This is a genomic window from Nocardioides pocheonensis (genome assembly GCF_003725535.1).
GTDB lineage: Bacteria > Actinomycetota > Actinomycetes > Propionibacteriales > Nocardioidaceae > Marmoricola > Marmoricola pocheonensis.
This window is the reverse complement of the sequence record NZ_RJSF01000036.1, coordinates 90,070-111,702: the sequence shown is the minus strand read 5'-3', so window position 1 is coordinate 111,702 and position 21,633 is coordinate 90,070. Positions and strand designations below refer to the sequence as shown.

The 21,633-nt window shown below is 72.8% G+C and carries 20 protein-coding genes and 1 pseudogene; 18 read left to right on the top strand and 3 right to left on the bottom strand.

Features of this window, described 5'->3' with window-relative positions; translation table 11 throughout:
• Positions 1-157 precede the first annotated feature (157 nt).
• The 15 genes and pseudogenes from EFL26_RS09675 to EFL26_RS09620 all read left to right on the top strand — a co-directional run bounded on the left by EFL26_RS09675 (position 158) and on the right by EFL26_RS09620 (position 15,603).
• The gene (locus tag EFL26_RS09675; protein ID WP_123222685.1) at positions 158-838 is read left to right on the top strand and encodes an SAF domain-containing protein; all 681 of its coding nucleotides are present in this window, start codon (positions 158-160) and stop codon (positions 836-838) included.
• Positions 839-849: 11 nt separating this feature from the next.
• Positions 850-1,677, top strand: a complete 828-nt coding sequence (locus EFL26_RS09670; RefSeq protein WP_123222684.1) for a CpaE/TadZ family protein — start codon at positions 850-852, stop codon at positions 1,675-1,677.
• Complete coding sequence (locus EFL26_RS09665; RefSeq protein WP_246000124.1) at positions 1,674-2,771, top strand: TadA family conjugal transfer-associated ATPase; 1,098 nt, start codon at positions 1,674-1,676, stop codon at positions 2,769-2,771. Before EFL26_RS09670 ends, EFL26_RS09665 begins: the two co-directional genes overlap by 4 nt.
• Positions 2,765-3,013, top strand: coding sequence for a hypothetical protein (locus EFL26_RS24690; protein ID WP_246000123.1), 249 nt, complete (start codon positions 2,765-2,767; stop codon positions 3,011-3,013). The genes EFL26_RS09665 and EFL26_RS24690 overlap by 7 nt, the downstream gene beginning before the upstream one ends.
• Positions 3,013-3,954 carry a type II secretion system F family protein gene (locus EFL26_RS09660; protein WP_123222711.1) on the top strand — a complete coding sequence of 314 codons (942 nt, stop codon included), beginning with the start codon at positions 3,013-3,015 and terminating at the stop codon, positions 3,952-3,954. The genes EFL26_RS24690 and EFL26_RS09660 overlap by 1 nt, the downstream gene beginning before the upstream one ends.
• A complete protein-coding gene (locus EFL26_RS09655) occupies positions 3,951-4,874 on the top strand; it encodes a type II secretion system F family protein (protein WP_123222683.1) in 924 nt (307 codons plus the stop codon). Before EFL26_RS09660 ends, EFL26_RS09655 begins: the two co-directional genes overlap by 4 nt.
• 51 nt (positions 4,875-4,925) lie before the next feature.
• Entirely contained in the window at positions 4,926-5,150 is a 225-nt protein-coding gene (locus EFL26_RS24685; protein ID WP_246000122.1) for a hypothetical protein, read from the top strand.
• Positions 5,111-5,278, top strand: a pseudogene (locus EFL26_RS24990) (TadE/TadG family type IV pilus assembly protein); the annotation flags it as partial. The gene EFL26_RS24685 and the pseudogene EFL26_RS24990, both read left to right, overlap by 40 nt.
• A gap of 66 nt (positions 5,279-5,344) precedes the next feature.
• Entirely contained in the window at positions 5,345-5,548 is a 204-nt protein-coding gene (locus tag EFL26_RS24680; RefSeq protein WP_246000121.1) for a hypothetical protein, read from the top strand.
• Positions 5,545-5,982 carry a TadE/TadG family type IV pilus assembly protein gene (locus EFL26_RS09645; protein WP_123222682.1) on the top strand — a complete coding sequence of 146 codons (438 nt, stop codon included), beginning with the start codon at positions 5,545-5,547 and terminating at the stop codon, positions 5,980-5,982. The genes EFL26_RS24680 and EFL26_RS09645 overlap by 4 nt, the downstream gene beginning before the upstream one ends.
• Positions 5,979-6,431, top strand: a complete 453-nt coding sequence (locus EFL26_RS09640; RefSeq protein ID WP_183408115.1) for a pilus assembly protein TadG-related protein — start codon at positions 5,979-5,981, stop codon at positions 6,429-6,431. Before EFL26_RS09645 ends, EFL26_RS09640 begins: the two co-directional genes overlap by 4 nt.
• Before the next feature lie 260 nt (positions 6,432-6,691).
• Complete coding sequence (locus tag EFL26_RS09635; RefSeq protein WP_123222680.1) at positions 6,692-7,306, top strand: hypothetical protein; 615 nt, start codon at positions 6,692-6,694, stop codon at positions 7,304-7,306.
• The gene (locus tag EFL26_RS09630; protein WP_148046671.1) at positions 7,303-8,277 is read left to right on the top strand and encodes a hypothetical protein; all 975 of its coding nucleotides are present in this window, start codon (positions 7,303-7,305) and stop codon (positions 8,275-8,277) included. Before EFL26_RS09635 ends, EFL26_RS09630 begins: the two co-directional genes overlap by 4 nt.
• 24 nt (positions 8,278-8,301) lie before the next feature.
• Entirely contained in the window at positions 8,302-11,007 is a 2,706-nt protein-coding gene (locus EFL26_RS09625) for a LysM peptidoglycan-binding domain-containing protein (RefSeq protein WP_123222678.1), read from the top strand.
• A gap of 9 nt (positions 11,008-11,016) precedes the next feature.
• Complete coding sequence (locus tag EFL26_RS09620; protein ID WP_123222677.1) at positions 11,017-15,603, top strand: FtsK/SpoIIIE domain-containing protein; 4,587 nt, start codon at positions 11,017-11,019, stop codon at positions 15,601-15,603.
• 27 nt (positions 15,604-15,630) lie between these two features.
• Here the strand turns inward: EFL26_RS09620 and EFL26_RS09615 are convergent, their stop codons facing one another.
• The 3 genes from EFL26_RS09615 to EFL26_RS09605 all read right to left on the bottom strand — a co-directional run bounded on the left by EFL26_RS09615 (position 15,631) and on the right by EFL26_RS09605 (position 18,724).
• The gene (locus EFL26_RS09615; RefSeq protein WP_148046670.1) at positions 15,631-16,179 is read right to left on the bottom strand and encodes a hypothetical protein; all 549 of its coding nucleotides are present in this window, start codon (positions 16,177-16,179) and stop codon (positions 15,631-15,633) included.
• Positions 16,180-16,262: 83 nt separating this feature from the next.
• Entirely contained in the window at positions 16,263-18,440 is a 2,178-nt protein-coding gene (locus tag EFL26_RS09610) for a DUF6571 family protein (protein WP_123222675.1), read from the bottom strand.
• Positions 18,440-18,724, bottom strand: coding sequence for a hypothetical protein (locus tag EFL26_RS09605; RefSeq protein ID WP_123222674.1), 285 nt, complete (start codon positions 18,722-18,724; stop codon positions 18,440-18,442). Before EFL26_RS09605 ends, EFL26_RS09610 begins: the two co-directional genes overlap by 1 nt.
• Before the next feature lie 185 nt (positions 18,725-18,909).
• On the opposite strand from EFL26_RS09605, the gene EFL26_RS09600 reads away from it, so the two are divergent.
• The 3 genes from EFL26_RS09600 (at position 18,910) to EFL26_RS09590 (ending at position 21,630) form a co-directional block, all read left to right on the top strand.
• Positions 18,910-19,185: a WXG100 family type VII secretion target gene (locus tag EFL26_RS09600; protein ID WP_123222673.1), complete on the top strand. Its 276-nt coding sequence runs from the start codon at positions 18,910-18,912 to the stop codon at positions 19,183-19,185.
• A 94-nt stretch (positions 19,186-19,279) separates the two neighbouring features.
• Positions 19,280-20,146 (top strand): hypothetical protein, encoded by an 867-nt coding sequence (locus tag EFL26_RS09595; RefSeq protein ID WP_123222672.1) that lies wholly within the window; start codon positions 19,280-19,282, stop codon positions 20,144-20,146.
• Entirely contained in the window at positions 20,143-21,630 is a 1,488-nt protein-coding gene (locus EFL26_RS09590) for a hypothetical protein (protein ID WP_123222671.1), read from the top strand. The genes EFL26_RS09595 and EFL26_RS09590 overlap by 4 nt, the downstream gene beginning before the upstream one ends.
• Positions 21,631-21,633: the final 3 nt, after the last annotated feature.

Genomic DNA, 21,633 nt, shown 5'->3' with positions numbered 1-21,633 from the left:
TACGCCGGAACAGGGACTCGACGTAGGCTGCGTTTCGCCGCCTGGCGGCACGGGTAGGACTGATCCGGCACCGCGCAGAGCTCCGTCTCGGGAGCGTTCCACGAGCCTTGGTCGGGCCTGACCGGTTGACGGCTACTCGATCTCGGGAGACACCTGCATGATTTCGACACCGGAGCGCGAGACGTTCGAGCGCGGTCGGTTGCCGGTGGCGCCGCGCGACCGGCGTCCTGCGCTCGCGGCACTCGCGCTGCTGCTGATCCTCCTCGGCGCGCTCGGCAGCGCCTTGCTCGTGTTCCGCAGCGGCGACCGCGAGAGCGTCCTGGCCGCCAGCCACGACATCGCCTTCGGCCAGGTGATGAGCCGCAGCGACTTCTCCACGGTCCGCGTCGCCGCCGACGGCGCCGCCCTGGTCCCGGCCCGCCTCGTGAGCTCGTACGTCGGCACCCGCGCCACCAGCGCCGTGCCGCAGGGCGCCCTGCTCAGCCCGAAGATGTTCAGCGTCGACACGCTCGTGCCGGACAACGGCGAAGGCGTCGGCATCGTCCTGGACCCGACGCGTCGTCCCAGCCAGGTCCCCCGCACGGGCCAGGTCGTCCGCGTCTACTTCGTCTCCGGCAGCGGCAGCTCGACCGAGGCGGCCCCGGGCAACCCCGTGATCGTCAATGCCGCGCGCGTGATCTCGGTCGGCCACGGCGCCGGCGCCGGCACGACCAGCATCACCGTGCTGGTCCGCAGCGACGTCGCCGGCGACCTCGCGAACTTCGCCTCCTCCGGCAACCTCGCCGTCACGATCCTGCCCGACGACACCCGGCCGTCCATCGACTGGAAGACGCAGTAGGCAGGCCACCGATGGCACTCATCTCGGTGATGTCGGCCAAGGGTGCGCCCGGGGCGACGACGACCAGCATGCTGCTGGCGAACCTCTGGCCGGCCCCGAGCATCCTGGCCGACGCCGACCCGCTCGGCGGCGACGTCGCGCTCAAGCTTCCCGGCGAGCACGGCCCCCTCGACCTCAACCAGGGCCTGATGTCGCTGCTGCCGGCGGCCCGGCGCGGGCTGGAGCCGCAGACCGTCGTCGCGCACGCCCAGACGGCGCTCGGTGGCCAGCAGGTGCTGGCCGGGCTCCCCGGCCCGGAGCAGGCGGTCGCCGCCGCCCCGCTGTGGCCGAGCCTGGCGCAGGCGTTCGCGCGGGTCCCGGGCATCGACGTGTTCGCCGACATCGGCCAGGTCAACGCGCGCTCGACCCACCTGGCCATGGTCGAGCGGTCGGCCGCGCTGCTGTGCGTCTACCGGCCCAGCGCCTGGAGCGTGATCCACACCCGTCGCCGGCTGGAGTCCCTGGAGGACCAGCTCCGCGACCGCCAGGTCCGGGTCGGCATCGTGTGCGTCGCGACGACCGCGCAGTCCCGCGACGTCGCCGCCGCCGCGGCCGGCGTGGCTCAGGGGCTCCCGTGGGTGTCCGACTACGGCGTCGTCGCACGGGACGACGCGACCGTCGCCATGTACGAGGGCGGGGAGGTGTTCCGTCCCGAGCGCAGCCTCCTGGTGCGCAGCGGGCACACCCTCGCCCGGCGCCTGTACGCCGACCTCGGTGGCGCCGTCGCCGCACCCGACCCGGCCGCGGTCGCCGACGACGTCCGTGCCCGCTCCCGCAGGGGCCGCAGGAGGGCGTCGTGACGACCACGGGGCCGGTCACCGGCCTGGGTGCCGACCCGCAGCTCGTGCGCATGCTGCGGGCGCAGGTCGCCGACCGGCTGAACCAGCAGCGGCGCAGCGACGAGGTGCTGGGCCGGGCCGCGATGTCCCCCGAGGACGAGCGCCAGTTCGCCCGGTCGCTGATCGTGCAGGTGCTCGAGGACCACGCCCGTGCCGAGATCACCCTGGGCCGCACCCCGCCGACGGCCGACGAGGAGGAGGTGGTCGCGGCCGCGATCCACGCGGCGCTCTTCGGGGTCGGCCGGCTCCAGCCCCTGCTCCAGGACCCCGAGGTCGAGAACATCGACATCAACGGCTGCGACCGCGTCTTCGTGGGCTACGCCGACGGTCACGAGGAGCTCGCCGACCCGGTCGCCGACAGCGACGAGGAGCTGGTCGAGCTGATCCAGATCCTCGCCGCGAGCGTCGGCCTGGCGTCGCGGCCGTTCGACACCGCCAACCCGCAGCTCGACCTGCGGCTCCCCGACGGCTCGCGACTCTCGGCCGTCATGTCGGTCTGCGCCCGGCCGAGCGTGTCGATCCGGCGCTCCCGGCTCGGCCGGGTCGGCCTCGAGGACCTGGTCGGCAACGGCACGATCACCCCCGAGCTGGCGTCGTTCCTGCGGGCCGCCGTACGCGCGCGCAAGAACGTGATGATCGCCGGGTCGACCAACTCCGGCAAGACCACCCTGCTGCGCGCGCTCGCCAACGAAATCCCCCCGGTCGAGCGCCTGATCACCGTCGAGCGCGCCCTCGAGCTCGGCCTCGACCAGTTCGAGGACCTCCATCCCAACGTGGTGGCCTTCGAGGAGCGGTTGCCGAACTCCGAGGGCCTCGGCGGGGTCAGCATGGCCGAGCTGGTCCGCCGGTCGCTGCGTCAGAACCCCAGCCGCGTCATCGTCGGCGAGGTCCTCGGCGACGAGATCGTGACCATGCTCAACGCGATGAGCCAGGGCAACGACGGCTCGCTGTCGACGATCCATGCGAACTCCTCGATGGAGGTGTTCAACCGGATCGCGACGTACGCGCTGCACAGGCCCAGGAGCACCTGCCGGTCGAGGCCACGCACATGCTGATCGCGGGCTCGATCAACTTCGTGGTGTTCATGCGCAAGCGCAACGACTACGACCACGGCGGCCGGCTGACCCGCATGGTCGAGAGTGTCCGCGAGGTCACCGGCGTCGACGGGCGCGTGCTCTCCAGCGAGGTGTTCGCCCTCGACCGCAGCGGCAACGTCGCCGCGCACGCGCCGATCAGCTGCCTCGACGACCTGCTCACCCAGGGCTACCAGCCCGAGACCATGGCGCGGTGGACCTGATGACCGGGTCCCTGCTGGTCGCGCTCGGGTGCGGTGCCGTCGTCGGGCTCGGCCTGTTCGCGATGGTCGTCGCGTACGTCGGGGTGCCCCACCGGCCGGCCGGCACACCGCGCAAGCAGCGGGCCAGCCTCCAGGAGCGCACCCGCCGCCTCGTCCTCGGCATCGCGGCCGGCCTGCTGGCCCTGCTCGCCACCCGGTGGGTCGTGGCCGGGATCAGCATCGGCCTGCTGGTCGCCTACTGGGACCGCATCGCCGGCAGCTCGGCGGTCGAGAAGCGGGCGATCGCGCGGCTCGACGCGCTGGCCAGCTGGACGGAGTCCCTGCGCGACACGATCGCGGGCGCGATCGGCCTCGAGCAGGCGATCCCGGCGACCGCGGTCAACGCCGGCACCCCGATCCGGCCCTCCTTGAACCTCCTCGTCGACCGGCTGCGCATCCGCGAGCCGCTCCCCGACGCCCTGCGCGCCTTCGCCGAGGACCTCGACGACCCGAGCGCGGACATCATCTGCGCCTCCCTTCTGCTCAACGCCCGGCTGCGCGGGCCGGGCCTGCGTGACGTCCTCACCGCGCTCGCCACGTCCACGCGCGAGGAGCTGGACATGCGGCGGCGGATCGAGGCCAGCCGGAAGAGCATCCGCCGCAGCGTGCGGATCGTGCTGCTGATCGTGCTCGGCATGATGGGCATGCTCAGCCTGCTGAACCGCCCCTACGTCGAGCCCTACGGCTCGATCGCCGGCCAGGTCGTCCTGGTCGTGATCGCCGGGCTGTTCTCCGCGGGCCTGCTGTGGCTGCGCAGCCTCTCGGCGCCCTCGAAGACCGACCGGTTCCTGGTGTTCGGCCCCCAGGGAGAGTCGCGGACGGACCGGGCACCGGTGGAGGCGCAGGCGCAGAGCCAGGGCCCGTCGCAGGGTTCGTCACCGGCGCGGGCGGGCGCCCGATGATCGCGGCGCTGTTCTTCGGAGCCGTCACCGGGCTGGGGGTCTACGCCTTCGTACGGGTGTTCCTGCGGCCCCGCCCGGGTGTGGCGGAGGCGCTCGCCCGGATCAGCCGGGGCCAGCGCTCGATGACGACGCACACCACGACGGCCTACGAGTCGGGCGGTGCGCTCGACCGCCGCGCGCGCTCGGCCTTCGCCTCGCTGTCGGACCGGCTCGAGGTGCTGGCGGCCGACCGGGGCTGGGAGCTCGGCCAGCAGCGCGCCGACCTGGCCCTGATGGGCCGCACCCGCGGCACCCACCTGGCCACGAAGGTCGCCACCGGGTTCGGGCTGTTCCTGCTCGCACCGTTCGTGTGGACCATGACGACCGTCGCCGGCGCCCCCCTGCCGACGGCGATCCCCGCGGTCGCCGCGCTCGCGTTCGCGGCGTTCGGGTTCTTCCTGCCCGACCTGGCCCTGCGCTCGGAGGCGGCCGCGCGACGCCGCGACTTCCGGCGCAGCGTGGGCGTCTTCCTCGACCTGGTCGCGATGAACCTGGCCGGGGGGCGCGGCCTGCCGGAGGCGCTGCTCGCCGCGGCCAGCGTGGGCGACCACTGGTCGATGGTCCGGATCCGGCAGGCGTTGGCGAACGCCCGGCTGTACGGCACCACGCCCTGGGTCGCGCTGGGCGACCTCGGTCGCGAGATCGACGTCGAGGAGCTCAAGGAGCTCTCCGGTGCGCTCGTGCTCGCCGCCGACGACGGCGCCAAGATCCGCTCCTCCCTCTCCGCTCGGGCGGCGACACTGCGGCGCCGCGAGCTCACCCAGGCCGAGGGCGAGGAGGGCGAGAAGTCGCAGTCGATGCTGGTCGCCCAGATGCTGATCAGCACCGCGTTCCTGCTGTTCCTGGCCTACCCGGCCGTGTCCAAGCTCCTCGCCGCCTGAGGATCGGCGGCCCTGACGTGCACGACCCCACCGAGAAGGAGACCCAGACCCATGATCAGCTTGGCAGTGCTGCTGCTGCAGGACGCACACTTCCGCTTCCGCCGGATCCGGCAGAGCGAGGACGGCGCTTCGGTCATCGAGTGGGCCATGATCGCCGCCATCGTGGTGGTCGCGGCCTCCGTGATCGGCGTCGTCGTGATGAAGATCGTGACCAACAAGAGCGCCCAGCTCGACGACTGCGCCTCGAAGCCCGCCGGCAGCGCCTGCGGCCCCTGAGGCGCGACGAGAGCGGCGTCAGCGCGGTCGAGTTCGCGTTCGTCGCGCCGGCCCTGATCTTCCTGATCTTCTTCGCGATCCAGGGGGCGCTCTTCTTCTACGGCCGCAGCGTCGCGATCCAGTCGGCGCGCGAAGGGGTCTCCCAGCTCCGGCTGGCCCAGGATGAGGCCACCTACCTCGACATCCGGGCCGGGGTGAAGGCCAACACCGAGCAGTTCGCCACCTCGGTGGGCCGCGAGGCGCTGATCGACCCGCTCGCGACACCGGCGTACGACGCCGAGCAGGGGCGGGTCCGGATGAAGGTGCACGGCCGGGTGATCTCCCTGATCCCGATGCTCGACCTCACGGTCACCGAGGAGGCCGAAGGGCCGGTCGAGCGGTTCGAGGGCGCCCGATGACCGATCCCGTGAGGGGGCACACCCGCCGGCGCTCGGAGTCCGGCTCGCTGGCGATCGAGCTGGCCATGCTGGCTCCGAGCATCCTGCTGATCTTCGCGCTGATCTTCGTCTACGGACGCGCGGCGCAGGTCAACGGCACCCTCGAGTCCGGCACCCGCGACGCGGCCCGCAGCGTCACCCTGGCCCGCTCCTACGACGAGGCCCGCGACCGGGCCCGGGCCGTGCTCCTCGACGCGATGAAGGACGCGCCCCAGTCCTGCCAGAACTCGCTCCACGTCGCCGTCGGGCTTCCCTACGAGGCCGGCAGGCCGATCACCGTCGACGCCGACTGCACCTACGACATCTCCGACCTCGGGCTCCCCGGGGCGCCGGGCACGCTCACCGCCCGGTCGTCGTTCACCTCGATGCTCGACCCCTACCGGGGGCTGCAGTGACCGGCCGCCGGATCCGCGACGAACGGGGCTCGATCGCACCCGCGATCCCGATCATCGGCCTGGTGCTGCTCCTGCTCGGCGGCCTCGGCATCGACGGCTCCCGCCAGCTGAACGCCCGCGGCGAGGCGGTGGCGTACGCCGAGGAGGCGGCCCGCGCGGGTGCGCAGGCCATCAACATCGACGCGAGCGACCTGCAGCTCGACGACGCCCTCGTGCAGGTTCGCGTGCGCACGTACTGCGACCGCGTCCAGCAGCTCGGCCAGGCCGAGTGCCACTTCGTGCGGATCGAGCCGGTCTCGAAGGACGACCCCAGGATGCTCGTGGTGGTCACGGAGGCGAGCCTGAGCATCAAGCCGTCGCTGCTCGGCATCGTCCACCCGGGCAACCTTCCGGCGAAGGCCACCGCGCGAGCCCGGCCCTACGAGGGCGTCACGAAGGCCGAGAAGTGACCGGGCCCGCACGGACGGTCGCGCGCGACCGACTTGACCGGGCGACGAACCCGCTGGTGGGCTGTTCCCGCACACGGTCGCGCCGTACGCCGTCACGGTCGGCGACCTCGCCCGTTGTCCAGGTGGCGACGGCACGAAATCTCGGGAAGGCATGCAGCGTGTTTCACGATCTCGGTCGACGGGTAGACCTCTCGCGCAGGCGCGCGCGGTCCTCGGGGGGCTCGGCCTCCGCCGCCGCTGCCGGGAATCAGGAGCAGTCGGTGAGGTCGTCGACCCGTGCACGCGCGACGGCCCTGTGCGGCATCCTCGCTGCCCTCGCCCTGCTCGCCTCGGCGTGCGGTGGCAGCGACGCGCAGTCGAGCGACGGGCCCAGCACGACCGTGTCGACCAGCGCGGCCCCGACCCCGACCCCCAGTCCGACGGCCACGCCGAGCGAGGAGCCGCTCTCCGCGTTCGAGGGCCGGCCCCAGGTGCAGGCCCTGCGGGCGTACTTCGCAGCCGTCGGGCAGGCCGTCAACGCGGGTGACCGCACCCTCGGCACGGTCGCTCCGCTCGCGACCGCCGCCGGCCTGGAGTCCACCCGCGGAGCCGTCAAGGGCGATCTCGAGCACGGCTACCACTGGCCCGGTCCCGAGCCGTTCACGCCCACGGCCGTGCGGAGCAGCCGTGGGTCGGCGACGGTCAGCACCTGCATGCTGAGCACGGGGTGGTCGGTGGACGCGAAGACCGGCAAGACCGTCGGTGGCCGCAAGGCGCGGTCGGTGAAGCCGATCCTCGTGGACCTGAAGAAGGTGGCCGGGACGTGGAAGGTCGACGCGATCCTTCTCGGCACCGGCGACTGTGCCTCGGTCACGATCAAGGAGGTCCGGTGGTGAGGTCGTCGACCCGGTTCGCGCTCGTGGCCGCTGCCGGCATGGCAGCAGTCCTGTTCACCCTCGTTCCCGCGCTCCTCCTGCGCGGCGCCGCTCCGCCGTCCATGGCGGACGTCGTGCCGACGGGGACGGCCACGACCACCGCGCCGCCCTCGCAGAACGGGCCCGCCAAGAACCTCACCTGGCACAACTGCTCGATCGTCTCCGGCCCGGAGTACATCGGTGGCGTCTGTGCGGGGTCGAAGTCGGAGGGCCGGAGCGTCAAGGAGATCCTCGGCAAGGATCCGGTCCCGACCTGCTGGGACGACCCGGTGAGCGACGAGGACCTGGCGGCCATGGGCAAGGCGAACACGGCCGGTCCCGAGGGCATCACGTACTACTGGCACAGCTGCCTGAGCGGGATCGACCCGAAGACCAAGACCCGCGAACCGGGCGGGATCCAGATCAAGACTTGGCTGATCCACCTGACCAACGGCACGCCTCCGCAGACGCTGACCGCGAACCAGCAGACCCTGGTCGACGGTGTGAGGCAACAGGGCAACGTGCCCGACCCGGTCGCGGTCGTCTCCCCGTCGGACCATCCCAGGGTCGGGCTGAACGTCGCGTTCCTCAACGGGCACGACGGAGAGCTGGAGGTGCGCCCGCTCGGCGCCGTGATCCACGCGCACGTCGACCACACCTACGTCGAGCCGCTCGGCGCGGGGTCGGCGCCGAGGATCGACTGCCCCGGCAACGGCACTCCCGCCACGCCCGGCCAGACGCCCCGGCCCGGCGACGGCCTGTGCTGGTACAAGTACCTGCACTCCTCGGCAGGCCAGGCCGACGAGAAGTTCCAGGTGCAGATCACCTCGCACTGGGTCGTGGAGATCTCCGCGACCGGGGAGGCCGGGACCTTCGAGCCGCTCGACGACTTCACGAAGTCCGCGGTGACCCCGATGTCGGTCACCGAGATCCAGGCCCTCGTCGTCCAGTAGCACCAGCCTCCAGGGGGAGACACCATGCCCGCGACCAAGACACCGCCCCGACCGACCGTCGTGAAGCTGCCCAGCCGGGGCGCCGCGACGCAGCACCGCGTGGCAAAGGGGTTGGCCGCTCTCCTCGGCGCGCTGGCCCTCCTGATCGGCGTACCGGTCGCCCTCGTGCTGCTGGTCGGCAACCCGCTGCCCACCACCGCGCCCTCGCGCGACTGGCTGACCGCCGAGGTGACCGGCGACCTCGTGATCAACGTGCTCGCCGTGCTGGTCTGGGTCGTCTGGGTGCACTTCGTGGTCTGCTTCCTCACCGAGTGGAGGGCCGTCCGGGCGGGTCGGATGCCCGCCCGGGTGCTCCTCGGCGGCGGCTCCCAGGTGCTCGCTCGTCAGCTCGTGGCCGGCGTGCTGCTGCTCGCCGGCGGTGCCGCGCTCGCCACCGGCCTCTCCCAGGCGTACGCCGCACCCGCACCGGCGCCGACCGTGACCGCCCACGCCCAGGACGCCGCCGCGCAGCAGGCGGAGGAGCGCGCCGCGCGGCACGAGGCCGCCGCCGAGCAGCGGTCGGCTCACCGCCAGCTCAAGCTCACCACCGTGAAGGTGCCCGAGGGCCGGCACCACGACACCCTCTGGGGCATCGCCGAGCGCACGCTCGGCGACCCGTTCCGCTACAGCGAGATCTACGCGCTCAACAAGGACCGGGTCCAGCCCGACGGTGCCCACCTCACCGATGCCGACCTGATCCGGCCGGGCTGGCAGCTGGTCCTGCCGGCCGATGCGCACGGGCCTGACGTCCGGGTGCTCGCCACGACGCCCGGCTCCGCGCCTGGCGCCTCCACGGGCTCGCGCGGCGGAGCCGCCCACGACACCACCGGCGCGGCGGACACCGGCGCGACCGCCCGCACCGCGCAGCCGGCAACCGACCAGGCAGGCAGCGGCCTCGACGCCCTGCTGCTCGGCGGTGGGCTGGTGCTCGCCGGCGTCGTCACCGCGCTCACCGCGCGGCGCGGACCGTTCGGCACGCCGGGCGACGACGAGGGTGCGCTCCGGCTGGCGGCGAACCCTGGCCGCGCGTCGTTCCTCGACCGCTCCCTGCGCGTCCTGGCCGAGTCCCGCGTCGCGCAGGCGCTTCCCATGCCCGACCTCTCCGTCGTGTACGTCGACGACGAGCAGGTGATCGCCCACGTGGTCGGCGACGCCGCCGCTCCTGCGCACCCCTGGGTCGCCGGAGCCGACGGCCGTTCCTGGACCGTTCGGGCGGCCGACCTCGCCGGCCTGGCGGCGACCGCCCCCGCGCCGTACCCCGCCCTGGTCAACGTCGCCACCTCGCACGGCTTCGACGTGCTGATCGACCTCGAGTACGCCTCGGGGCTGATCGCGGTCGGCGGTGACGCGACCGTCGGGCGGGAGATCGTGATGTCCACCGTGGTCGACCTCGTCACCCACCCGTGGTCGGACCACGTCGAGGTGACCATGGTCGGCTTCGGCGACGACCTGTCGGAGATCGCCCCGGATCGGGTGCGCTCGGCGACCGACCTCGACGAGGCACTGGACCGCGTGGAGGCCCGGATGGGCCAGGCGTCCGGCCTGCTCGCCCGGCTCGGGGTCGAGGGCGTCCTCAACGGCCGCGGGACCGCACGCCACCCCGAGCTGACCCCTCGCGTGCTGGTCGCCTCGGCTCCGCCCACGGCCGAGCAGACCCAGCGGATCAGGTCGATCTCGGCCGGCGGCCGCACCGCGTTCGCGGCCCTGTGCGTCGGTGATGCCCCCGGTGCGCGCTGGCGCTTCGCCGCGGACCGCACCGGTCACGTCGACCTCGGCGTGCTCGGGATCAGCGGTGACGCTCGCCGCTACACCGTCGACGCCCACGCCCAGCTCCGCGCGCTGCTCGCGCAGGCGGCTGCCGACGCCGACGAGCGGACGCTGGTCGTCCGCGAAGCCGCGCCTGCGAGCCTCACCACGGAGCAGGTCGACAAGCCGCCGGCGGCCGGGCGCGACGCGGCCGTCGTGGTCTCGCTGCTCGGCCCGGTGTCGGTCGCTGCTCCCGGCCCGATCGCCGACGAGCGCCGCGACCTGCTGACCGAGCTGGTCGTCATGGCCGCGCTGCACCCGGCCGGCCTGCACGAGGCCGTGCTGACCTCGGGCCTCTGGCCCCGCGGAGTGAGCGACGACGTCGTCCGGCGCACGATCGTCGAGACCCAGGCCTGGCTCGGCACGGACGTCGCCGGCACGCCGCGCCTCGTCCGCGCCGAGGACGGCCTGTGGCGCCTGGGCAGCGACGTGTACGTCGACTGGGCCGACCTCCAGGTCGCCGCACTGGTGGACGGTCCCGGCCAGGCGGCCTCCCTGGCCCGAGGCGTCGCGCTCGCGCGCGGCGAGGCGTTCTCCGGGGTCCCCGCCGGTCGCTACACCTGGCTCGCGTTCCACCGCGCCGCCCGGGACACCCGGGCGCTGGTGGCGAGCATGGCGAGCCGCGCCGCCGCCTTGCTCGCGGCGGCCGGCGACCGTGCCGGCGCGGACGCCGTGCTGCGGCACGGCCTCGCCCTCGTGCCGGCCGCCGAGATGCTGTGGCGCGACCTGATCCGGCTGCACGCCGGCAACCAGGCCGTCGTCGCCGAGGTGGTCGCGCAGATGGGGCGGGTCCTCGGCGCCGAGGCCTACGAGGGCGAGACCGAGGCGCTGGTCGCGACGGTCGCGCCGGCGCACCTCGGCGACCGGCGCGCGGACGGGTCCTGAGCCCGGAGCATGCGCCTGCTGATCACCGCCGTCGTCGGCGGCAACCCGGTCGATCTCGCTATCGACGCCGAGGACGACGCCCGGGTCGGTGACCTCGCGGCCGTGCTCGCCGAGGCGTTCCCCATGGCCGCGCTGCAGCCGGCCGCACCCGGTCCGCCGCAGCTCCGCGTGGTCGGCGCCGACCGGCCGGCGGGTTCCTCCGTACCGGTGCTGCACTTCCCGGACGGTCCGCTCCGACCCGAGCAGCCGCTCGCCGCGAGCGCGATCCGCCACGGCGTCGTGCTGGGCGTCGGTGCACCCGTGCCGGCCTCGCTCGCGGAGCCGCACGGCCTCGTCGAGGTGCGGTTCGTCAGCGGCCCGGGTGCGGGCACCGTGATCCGGCTGGACGCCGGGGAGTACTCGCTCGGTTCTGCTCCGACGGCCGACCTCCGGGTCGTCGATCCGGAGGTGCCCGGCCACTGCGCCACCGTGACCGTGCGTGCCGACGGCGACGTCTGGTTCGAGCCGACCGCCGAGGTCGTCGGACGCACCCGGCCCGCGCCGGTGCGCAGCCGCCGGCTCGACGGGCCGATCGTGCTCGGCACGCAGGTGCGACAGCTCGTGCGCAAGCCGCGGCCGGGGGAGTCGCTGCCTGACGGCACCGTGACGGTGGACCCGGCGGCCGACGTACCTCTGGTGCACCTCGAGCGCACCGCCGTCACCGAGGGGGTCGCGTGGGCGCCGGGCGCCTGCCTCGCGGTCGGGCACACCCTGCTCGCGGTCCAGCCGGTGAGCCCGCCGGACGCCTCGCTGTCGCCGAACCCGGCCGGCGCCACGTTGGACTACAACCGGCCCCCACGCCTGCTCCCGCCGGTACGCCGCACGCAGTTCTCGCTCCCGCAGGAGCCCCGTCGCCCGGAGAAGACGCCGGTCCCGCTGCTGATGGTGCTGGCGCCTCTGGTGATGGGCGCGGTGATGTGGCTGTTCACGAAGAACGCGCTCTCTCTGATCTTCATGGGCATGACCCCCGTGATGGCGCTCGGGAACTTCACCACCGGCCGGCGGCAGAGCAAGCAGCGCTACGCCCGGGAGTTCGCCGAGTTCGCCGAGCGCACCAGCCGGATCCAGCAGGAGGCGCTCGACGCGCTCGCCGAGGAGCGGACGTTCCGCCGCCGCGACTTCGCCGACCCCGCCGAGGTGCTGATGACCGCGGTCGGCCCGCGCGCGCGGCTGTGGGAGCGCCGCCAGACCGATCCTGACTTCCTGGTGGCCCGGGTCGGCACGGCCGACCTGCCGTCCGAGGTGCACGTGAACAACCCGCAGCGTGAGGCGCACCAGGGTGCCCTGGTGTGGACGGCGCCCGACGTGCCGGTGACCGTCGACCTGGCCGAGGTCGGGGTGACCGGCATCGCCGGGCCCGCCGAGGAGCGGCTCGGGCTGGCTCGGTGGATCCTCGGGCAGACGGCCGTGCTGCACACGCCGGCGGACGTCGACATGGTGCTGCTCACCGACGCCGAGTCGGGCCCCGACTGGAGCTGGGTCCGCTGGCTGCCGCACGTGCGCTCCGACGCCGGTGACTCCGAGCTCGCCCACGTCGGCGTCGACGAGGAGTCGACCGCACGCCGGATCGCCGAGCTGCACGCGATGATGCAGGAGCGGCGCCAGGTCGCCGACGACGCCGCGTCGCTCGGTGGGGCGGCGGCGGGACCCTTCGCGCCGGTCCTCGTCGTGCTCGACGGTGCCCGGCGGCTGCGGTTGCTGCCCGGCGTACCGGAGCTGCTGCAGGGCGGGCCGCGGGTCCGGATCTACTTCCTCTGCCTCGACGCCGACGAGCGCCTCCTGCCGGAGGAGTGCCGGGCGGTGCTCAACGCGGTCCACGGCGACTACACGGTCCGGGTCACCGGGCAGCCGGTCGTGGAGGGCGTGCGCCCGGACGTCGTGAGCACGGCGTGGGCCGAGCTCGCCGCCCGGGCGCTCGCGCCGGTCCGCGACGTCAGTGACGTGGCTGCAGCCGGGTCGGTGCCCACCTCATCGCGGCTGCTGGACGTGATCCACCTCGATCCACCGACGCCCCACGGCATGCTCGACCGGTGGCGCTCGATCGGCCGCACCACCGAGGCGGTGATCGGCGAGGGCGCCGACGGCGCCTTCGCCGTCGACCTCCGCCGCGACGGTCCGCACGGGCTGGTCGCGGGTACGACGGGCTCCGGCAAGTCCGAGCTGCTGCAGACGATCATCGCGTCGCTGGCCGTGAGCAACCGCCCGGACGAGATGAACTTCGTGCTGGTCGACTACAAGGGCGGCGCCGCGTTCAAGGACTGCAACCACCTCCCGCACACGGTCGGGATGGTCACCGACCTCGACGGGCACCTCACGACGCGTGCGCTGGCGAGCCTGGGGGCCGAGCTCCACCGGCGCGAGCGCCAGCTGGCCGCGGCCGACGCCAAGGACATCGAGGACTACCTGGCGGCGAAGGGTCCCGACGACCCGCCGATGCCGCGCCTGCTGATCGTGATCGACGAGTTCGCCGCGCTGGTCGCCGAGCTGCCGGACTTCGTCACCGGCCTGGTCGACATCGCCCGCCGGGGCCGGTCCCTGGGCGTGCACCTGATCCTCGCGACCCAGCGACCGGCCGGCGTCGTCAGTGCCGAGATCAAGTCGAACACCAACCTCCGGATCGCGCTCCGGGTCACCGATGCGGGCGACTCCCAGGACGTGCTCGAGGCCGCCGACGCCGCGCAGATCGCGAAGTCGACGCCGGGGCGCGGCTTCGCGCGACTCGGCCACTCGAGCCTGATCGCCTTCCAGTCCTCGCGGGTGGGCGGCAGGCCTCGCGGCGAGGACGCCGGCGCCGAGGTCACCCTCCGGGCCGTGGAGTTCCGTGCCCTCGGCACCCCCGAGGAGCGCGCGGTCGCGGCCGAGGAGGACATCTCCGTGCCCACCGACCTGGCCGCGCTCGTCGAGGCGGCCCGCGAGGCCAGCGCGGTGTCCGGCATCCTGGCCCCGCCGAGTCCCTGGCTGCCACCCCTGGCCGACGGGCTCACCCTCGACGACCTCGTCGAGCAGTTCCCGGCGTGCGCGCCCACCGTCGACGCGCCGGTGATCCCGTTCGGCCTGGTCGACGTGCCGTCCGAGCAGCGCCGCGACGTGGCCACCTTCGACATCGCGGGCGGTGGCCACCTGGCCGTCGTCTCGGCACCGCGCGCGGGGCGGTCGACCACGCTGCGGGCCATCGCCGGCGCCGTCGGTCGGTGGTGCAGCCCGGCCGACGTCCATCTCTACGGCGTCGACTGCGGCAACAACGCGCTGCTGCCGCTGGTCGGGCTGCCGCACGTCGGCGCCATCGTCACCCGCGACCAGACCGACCGGATGGACCGGCTCGTCGCGCGCCTGCGCGGCGTGATCTCCGACCGGCAGCAGCAGCTCGCGCTGGGCGGGTTCGCCGACGTCACCGAGCAGCGCGCCCACGTGCCGCCGCCCGAGCGGCTGCCCTACGTCGTCGTGCTGTTCGACCGCTGGGAGGGGTTCTTCCAGGCCTACGACGGCATCGACGGCGGGCGCCTGGTCACCGCCTGGCAGCAGATCATGCAGGAGGGCGCCGCGGTCGGGATCAAGGTGGTCATGACCGGCGACCGCACCCTCACGATCGGGCGGATGTCGACGCTGTTCGACGACAAGCTGATGCTGCGGATGGTCGACCCGTCGGACTTCGGCACCATCGGCATGACCTCGAAGCAGGTGCCCACGGTGATCCCCGACGGACGCGGCTTCCGCGCCGAGGGCCTGCGCGAGACGCAGGTGGCGCTGCTCGCCGACGACCCCTCCGGCACGGTGCAGGTCGGTGCGCTGCAGGCGATCGGCCGCGAGGCTGCCGCGACGTACGCCGACGTGCCGCGCGACCAGCGGCCGTTCCGGCTCGACGTGCTGCCGATGCGGATCGGCCTCGACCAGGCCGCCGACCTGCTCGCCGAGCCGCTCCCGCCGACCGAGCTGGCCCTCGCGGTCGGAGGCGACACCCTCGCCGTGCGCACCCTGGACGCCCTCCACCACGGGCCCGCCCTGCTCGTCACCGGTCCACGCCGTTCGGGGCGCTCGACGGTGCTGCGGACCATGGCGACGTTCGCCCTCCGCTGTGGCTGGCAGGTGGTCGTGGTGACGCCGCGGATCAGTCCGCTGCGCGACCTCGTCGGGCAGCCGGGCGTGCACGGACCCTTCGACGCCACCAGTGACGAGACGGAGGTGAAGGCCCTCGTCGACGACCTCCTCGCGGCCGACGCCCCGCTGCTCACGCTCGTCGACGACGTCGAGCTGCTGGGCGCCGACGGCTGGCTCCCGACGCTGCTCGGCGACCTCGTCGAGCGCATGCGGGACACCGGCTCGGTGCTGGCCGCGGCCGGCACGCCCGCGGAGATGGGTGGGATCTACCGTGGACCGGTGGTCGCCCTCAAGCGTTCCGGTTCCGGCCTGATGCTGACGCCGCAGAGCTCGGCCGATCCCGACATGTTCGGCGCCTCGATGGCCCGGTCGCTGCTCGGCCAGTCCCTCCCGCCGGGCGGCGGCTACCTGATGCGCTCCGGTCTTCCGCCGGAGCGGGTGCAGGTGATCTGGCCGGAGTGACGCCTCCTGGCGCGCTGAGGGGCGTGCCTACGCCGAGCGCATGCGCGAGTTGAAGGCAGCGAGCGCCTCGCGGGCGATCGCGACCGCCTCCTTCGCGCTGTCGACACCCTTCGTCGGCACCAGGATGTTGGCGGTGACGTAGCGGTTGTCGCCGTCGAAGAGCACGGCCACCGCCTGCTGCGCGTGGGAACCGTCGTGGTCGGTGACGTCCTCGGTGATCACGTAGCCGTCGGCTCCGTCGACCTTCTGGGCCCGGGGGTCGGTCTGCTGGGTCCGGCGCGCGTCGTCGTACCCGCTGTGGGGCAGGTCCTTCTGCCCGATGCCGACCGAGAGGCGGCGGACCCCGGAGGAGTCGGCGTAGTCGCAGGAGCCGTCGATCGGGAGGCCCGGTGGCCCCCACCGGTGCCCACCCGTCGCGGTGTGTGCGTCCTCGTCGGACCGGTCGTCGCTGGAGACGTCGCCGGTGAGCGTGTACGTCCCGGGCCCGAGCGCCGCCCGGAGGCGGTCGGCCGAGACCGGCGAAAGTGCGTACTTGTCGCGGTGCAGGGCGCAGGTGCCCGAGACCGTCGTCTTCACGGTTCCTCCATGGTCGTCGCTGCCGCACGAAGTGAGGGTGAGGGTGAGCAGGAGCGCACCTGCGGTCGTCGCCCAACGCTGCGTCATGAGAAGTGGACTCCGAAGTTCGTCACGTAGATTTCCTTGATCCCCTCGCTGAGCTGGCCTCCCGGCATCGCTCCCCACGTGGGGTGGGTGTCCTTGTCGTAGTGGCCGGTGGCCCACTCGTTGTACGCCGTCGACTGGAAGTCGAAACCCGCCACCTTGCCGTCGGCGTCGAAGCGCAGTGCCTCCTTCGGAGGAGCGCTGTAGCCGCCGTCCCTGGTGCCTTGAGCCAGCAGCAGGTCGATCACGTCTGCATCGTAGAAGCCGTTCTGGAGCATGACGTTCTGGAAGTTGTGGGTGAGCGCCTCGGTCTCCTTGTTCGCCTCGTCGGTCCACAGCTTCGAGGCGGTGGCGTCCGGGCCCTTCTTCAGCTGGTCGAGCACCTGGCCCTTGACCGCGTCGAACGCCCACGAGCCGGCTTTGTTCGTGATGTTCACGACGGGCAGGCTCCCGGCGAGGTCGATGAACTTGTCGAGAGCCTCCTTGTTCGCCTGGTCGATCTTCTCCTGTCGGTCGTCACCGGTGTAGGCGTCGGTGAACAGGTGGGTCAGCACGTTCGGGCCGACCTTCATGCCGTTGGTCAGCGGCGGCCAGTCCTTGCCGTTGAGGATGTCGACCTTGGTCTGCGGGTCGGTGATGCCGGCGAAGAGGTCGTTGAGCTGGTACTGGTTGTAGGCGAGGACCGCCGTGCTGATCTTGGTGATGTTCGCGGAGTCCTCGCCGAGGGTCTGTACGAGCTTGGAGAGGTCGTCGTGGTTCAGCGACATCCCGAACGGGTCGCCGTCCACGCCCTGCGGGTTGGTGGTCTGGTACCAGGGCGGGACGAGGTCGCTCGGCCGGTTGGCCGGGTCGCTGTACTCGCGGAAGAGGTCGGGGACGTAGGACGCCAGGATGTCCGCGACGTCGGAGCGCAACGCCTCCGGCATCTTCCAGCCGGCCGACGACCCGCCGCCGAGCAGGTACCAGTGGCCTCCGTGGGCCCCGTCGCCGGTCTTGTCGCCGAGCAGCGCGATCGTCTGCGACGCGATCGTCGCCGAGGTCTCGCCGGTCGCCAGCCGGTTGCGGTAGACGGTGGTCGCGGCACGCAGCGCGTCACCGAGCGCGTCGCCCTCGTCGGAGGTGTCGCTGGAGGACCACGTGCGGTCCTGGAGGAGGTAGTGCAGGCGGGCGTTGACCTCGACGTCCTGGCCGTTGATCTTCACCTTGTCGTCGCCGCCCTGGCTGAAGAAGTGCTGCGCGGCGTCGGCGTTGTGGCTGAGCCCCCGCATGATGTTCGTCATCACGTCCAGGTCGGCCACGCTCTCGCGGTCCCACCGCGGGTCGACGGGGAAGCCGTAGTCGCCGCCGGTCTTCGGCGCCCACACGGGATCGTCGTCGTGCCTGCGCTCGTAGTCGTAGGCGTCCGTGGCGACCTTGTCGAGGAACGGCGTCGAGTACGTGCCGAACGTGAGCAGGTAGCTGAGCCCCAGCGCGTTGCCCTGGTTGGAGTCGCGCAGCGAGTCGCCGTGCTGCTCGATGTCGGCGGTGAACTGGTCCACCCATCGCTGCGCGTTGTCCGGGGGCAGCGCCAGGTCTGGTGCGGTGTTGCGGGTCGCCGTGCCCAGCGTCGTGCCGATCGCAGCGAGCGCGTCCTTGTAGTGCTTGGTCCACTCGTCGAACCCCGGCGCGCCCTTCGCGGTCGGCCCTGGGAACCCGCCCTGCCAGCTGGCCGACGCGTCCTTGACGATCGTGGCGAGCTGCTCGGGGCTGAGGACCTTGGCGAACGCGGCTGCGTAGTAGGGATCGTTCTGGTTCGCCGTGATCTCGGCGACGAGGGCCGGGTCGGGCATGCCGGCTGCGTCCCGCAGTGCTGCCGCTGCGGCCGCACCCTTGCGCTGTGCCTCGGCGGGCGACAACCGGCTGAGGTCGTCCTCCTCGATGCGCACGGCGCCGCCGTGGAAGCCGGGGCTCGAGGCCGCGATCGCCTGGGCGAGGGCCAGCCGACGGCGCAGGCCGGGGACCTGTCCCTCCACCCAGGACGCGGCCGTCTCGAGCGGGTACGGCGGAGAGGTGTCCAGCGAGACGCCGGAGAGGATGCCGGCCAGGTCGGACCTCGCGCCCCGCAGGTCGGTCGCCGCGGTGTTCATGGTGTCCACCAGCGACTGCATCGCGTCGAGGTCGATCGTGGCCTCACCCATCAGTGGGCGTCCTGCGCGGTGGGATCCGGGATCTCGGCGGGACACCGGTCGTAGGCCGACTGGATCTCCTCGACCGAGCTGGTGCCCCCCTTCTTCGCGGCCGGGGCCTGCTCGGAGAGGCCGGCCTCGAAGTCGTGCGACGAGCCGCCGACCCACGCCTTCGCCGACATGGCCGCTGCCGCCGGCTGCAGGATGCCGGGGATCGTGCCGGCCACCGTCCGGGCCCGGCTCAGGGCGTCGGCCAGCTCCTGCTTGCGGGGGTTCGCCTTCAGCTTCGGCGGCACGACACCTCCTGGGAGCGGGGTCTGGAGTCGCGTCAGCATTCCCCGTCCGGGTGCGGGCCAACCATCGAAACGGCCTTGTTTAGCGGGGTGTGGGCACGGGTAGAACGGCTCCACTGGCTCGTCACGACGTACCCGCGGAGGGTGCCGGGGCCGCACAACGAAACTCAACTCGGAGAGGAAACACCATGGCTGAAGTCGGTGGCGATCTCGAGACCCTGCGCAACCTGCACAAGGGGCTCGACGAGCACGCTCAGAAGGCGCTCGAGTTCAAGACCACGCTCGACGGCCACGTCAACCAGGCCGTCTGGAAGGGCGCCAACGCCGACAAGTTCCGCTCGGCGTGGGAGGAGTTCAAGCCGCACTTCGACAAGCTCCACCAGGCGCTGAACGAGGGCCGGGACGACATCCGGACCCAGCACAACAACATCGCCGCGGCGACGGGTGAGTCTGCCTCCATCTGAGCGCATCGACGTACTCGGAGGGACCAGGCACCACGACCGGTGTCTGGTCCTTCTTCGTCCCGGACCTCCACACCCCTGCCCCTTCAGGAGCCCCATGCCCCGCCTGGACCCGCTGCGTCGCCGGATCAGCCTCACGGAGGCCCAGCTCGAGCTGCTCCGGCTCTGCTCCAACCGTGAGATCAAGCCCGGTCCGGGCGACGACCCTGATCTCGACCGGCTCGCCGCAGCCGGGCTGGTCGACCCCGAGGGCTCGGTGCACCGGCTCGTCGCCGACCTCGCGGTCGCGATGGCCGAGCCGTTGGTGGAGCTGTGGGTCGAGACGATGAGCCAGGCCGGACCGACCGTCAGCCACGTCGTGGTCCGCGGCGACGAGAGCCTCTGGTACACCGAACCGTGGCCCGGGGCCGCGGACGACGAGGTCGTGTTCGTCAAGGACGAGCTGCCCCAGCTGCTCTGGGTCCTCGCTCGGCTGGTCGGCTTCCGGCGCAGCACCCCGCCGGAGGTCGCCCGGCCGGTCACCGCGCCGCTCCGCACGATCGCTGCGCTGCTCGCCGCGTTCTCCGCCGAGTCCGGAGGCGGGTGGGACGACGTCCGCACGGCCGCGATCGCCGGGCTGGACGGCATCCTCGGCGAGATGTCCGCGGAGCAGCGGGAGATGTGGATCGCCGTGCTCGCCACGCTCGAGGGCACGTGGCGGATCACGTGTGCCTGGGGTCCCGAGACGCGGCACTCCCGAGGCCTTGCGGTGTGGGACTGCGGGTCCGGCGGGTTCTGGGCCCGTACGTCGCCCGCGGAGCCGCTCCGGCCCGAGCAGATCACCCCGGACGCCGAGGCGACGTTCGCGCCGATCAGCGGGGGAGACCTCTGGAAGGCGTTCGCCGAGCTGCTCCCGTCGAAGGCCGAGCTCACCGAGGCTGCCGAGCTGATCGGCCGGCCGGCCGCTGGGGGTGACGCCGTGTGACGAAGCCCGTCTTCGTCGACAAGCACGTCCTCGAGGCCACCGCCGACGCGCTGACGAACCTCGCCGCGGACCTGCCGGGCCTGCTCAGCGCCGCCGACGGGCTCGGCGTCGGTGGCGAGGTCGCGCAGCTGCGCGCGGCCCCGACCTGGGCCTCGGAGACCGCCGTCGACCTCCGTGCCCGGATCGGGCTCGTCGAGCGACTCGAGCACGGCGACACGAGCTTCACCTCGTTCAAGGTCTCTCCCGACGAGCTCCGGCAGATGGCGGGAGGCTCGATGCCGGTCGACGAGCAGCTCTACACGCTCGAGGCCGCCGAGCGGGCCCGCGACCAGGGCGAGACCGGCATCCTCGACTGGGACGGCTCGCAGAACTTCTCCGACTGGATCGAGAAGGTCGAGGCCCGGGCGCTCGCGCACCTGCCCCTGCTCGACGACAAGGGCGAGCTGATCCAGAGGGGGATCCACGCCTTCGACGAGTACCAGTCCCTCCTCCAGGCGGGCGGCATGGCCTCCCTGGCGACCGCCAACCTCGGCAGGACCCAGGCCTACAGCCTGCTGTTCAAGATCACCAGCCGCTGGGGCGAGGCCGGAGCGACGGCCCTGGAGGGTCGCGACCTGGCGCTCCAGGCCCAGTGGCTGCGCAAGGGCATCGCCGCCGTCGACGGCTTCTACCTCTCCGGCAAGCGCACCCTGTTCGCCCCGGGCACGACGATGCCCTGGCTGAGGGCGCAGGCGGTCAAGTACGTCCTGAAGTCGCAGACCTTCGAGGAGGCCTTGGCCGCCGCGCGGTCGGCGACCGTGCCGGGTGCCGAGTCCGCCCAGCTCACGCGATGGGCGCAGTTCCTCAACCAGCCGTTCGTCCGCGACAACATGGACCGCCTGGTCGACATCGCGAAGGCCCCGGCGGTGGGACGCATCGCGAACATCACCGGGAACGTCTTCGGGCGACCCTGGCAGACCGAGATCGTCAACGCCGCGGGCCAGACCGAGAAGATCGCGGTGGCGCGCAACGCGACCAACCTGCTGACGGTGGGCCGGGCCGGCGGGCTCCTCGAGATGGGCAGGGTCGCCGGCGGCCTGCGCGTCCTCGGCGTCGCGGGGAGCGCGTTCGCCACCGGGGACAGCACCGTCGGTCTGATCAACTCGTTCCGGTCGCACGAGGAGCAGGACGCCTGGACCCACGGCGGCACCAGCGGCAAGGCCAAGGTGATCGGCGACTTCGCCGAGGTCGGGTTCAACGCCTCGCTCACCGCCGCCATGATCGCGCCCAACCCGGTCACGTGGGGTGCCGTCGCGGTCACCGGGGTCGTGTACGGCGGGGCCCGGCTGGTCGAGCACTGGGACGACGTGACCCACGCGGCCGACGAGGCGGTGGACTGGGCCGGCGACAGGATGGGGGACGCGGCCGACGCGGTCGGCGGCACGATCAGCGACGGCTTCGACGCCGTGAAGGACTCCAAGCTCAACCCGGGCAACTGGTTCTAGGAC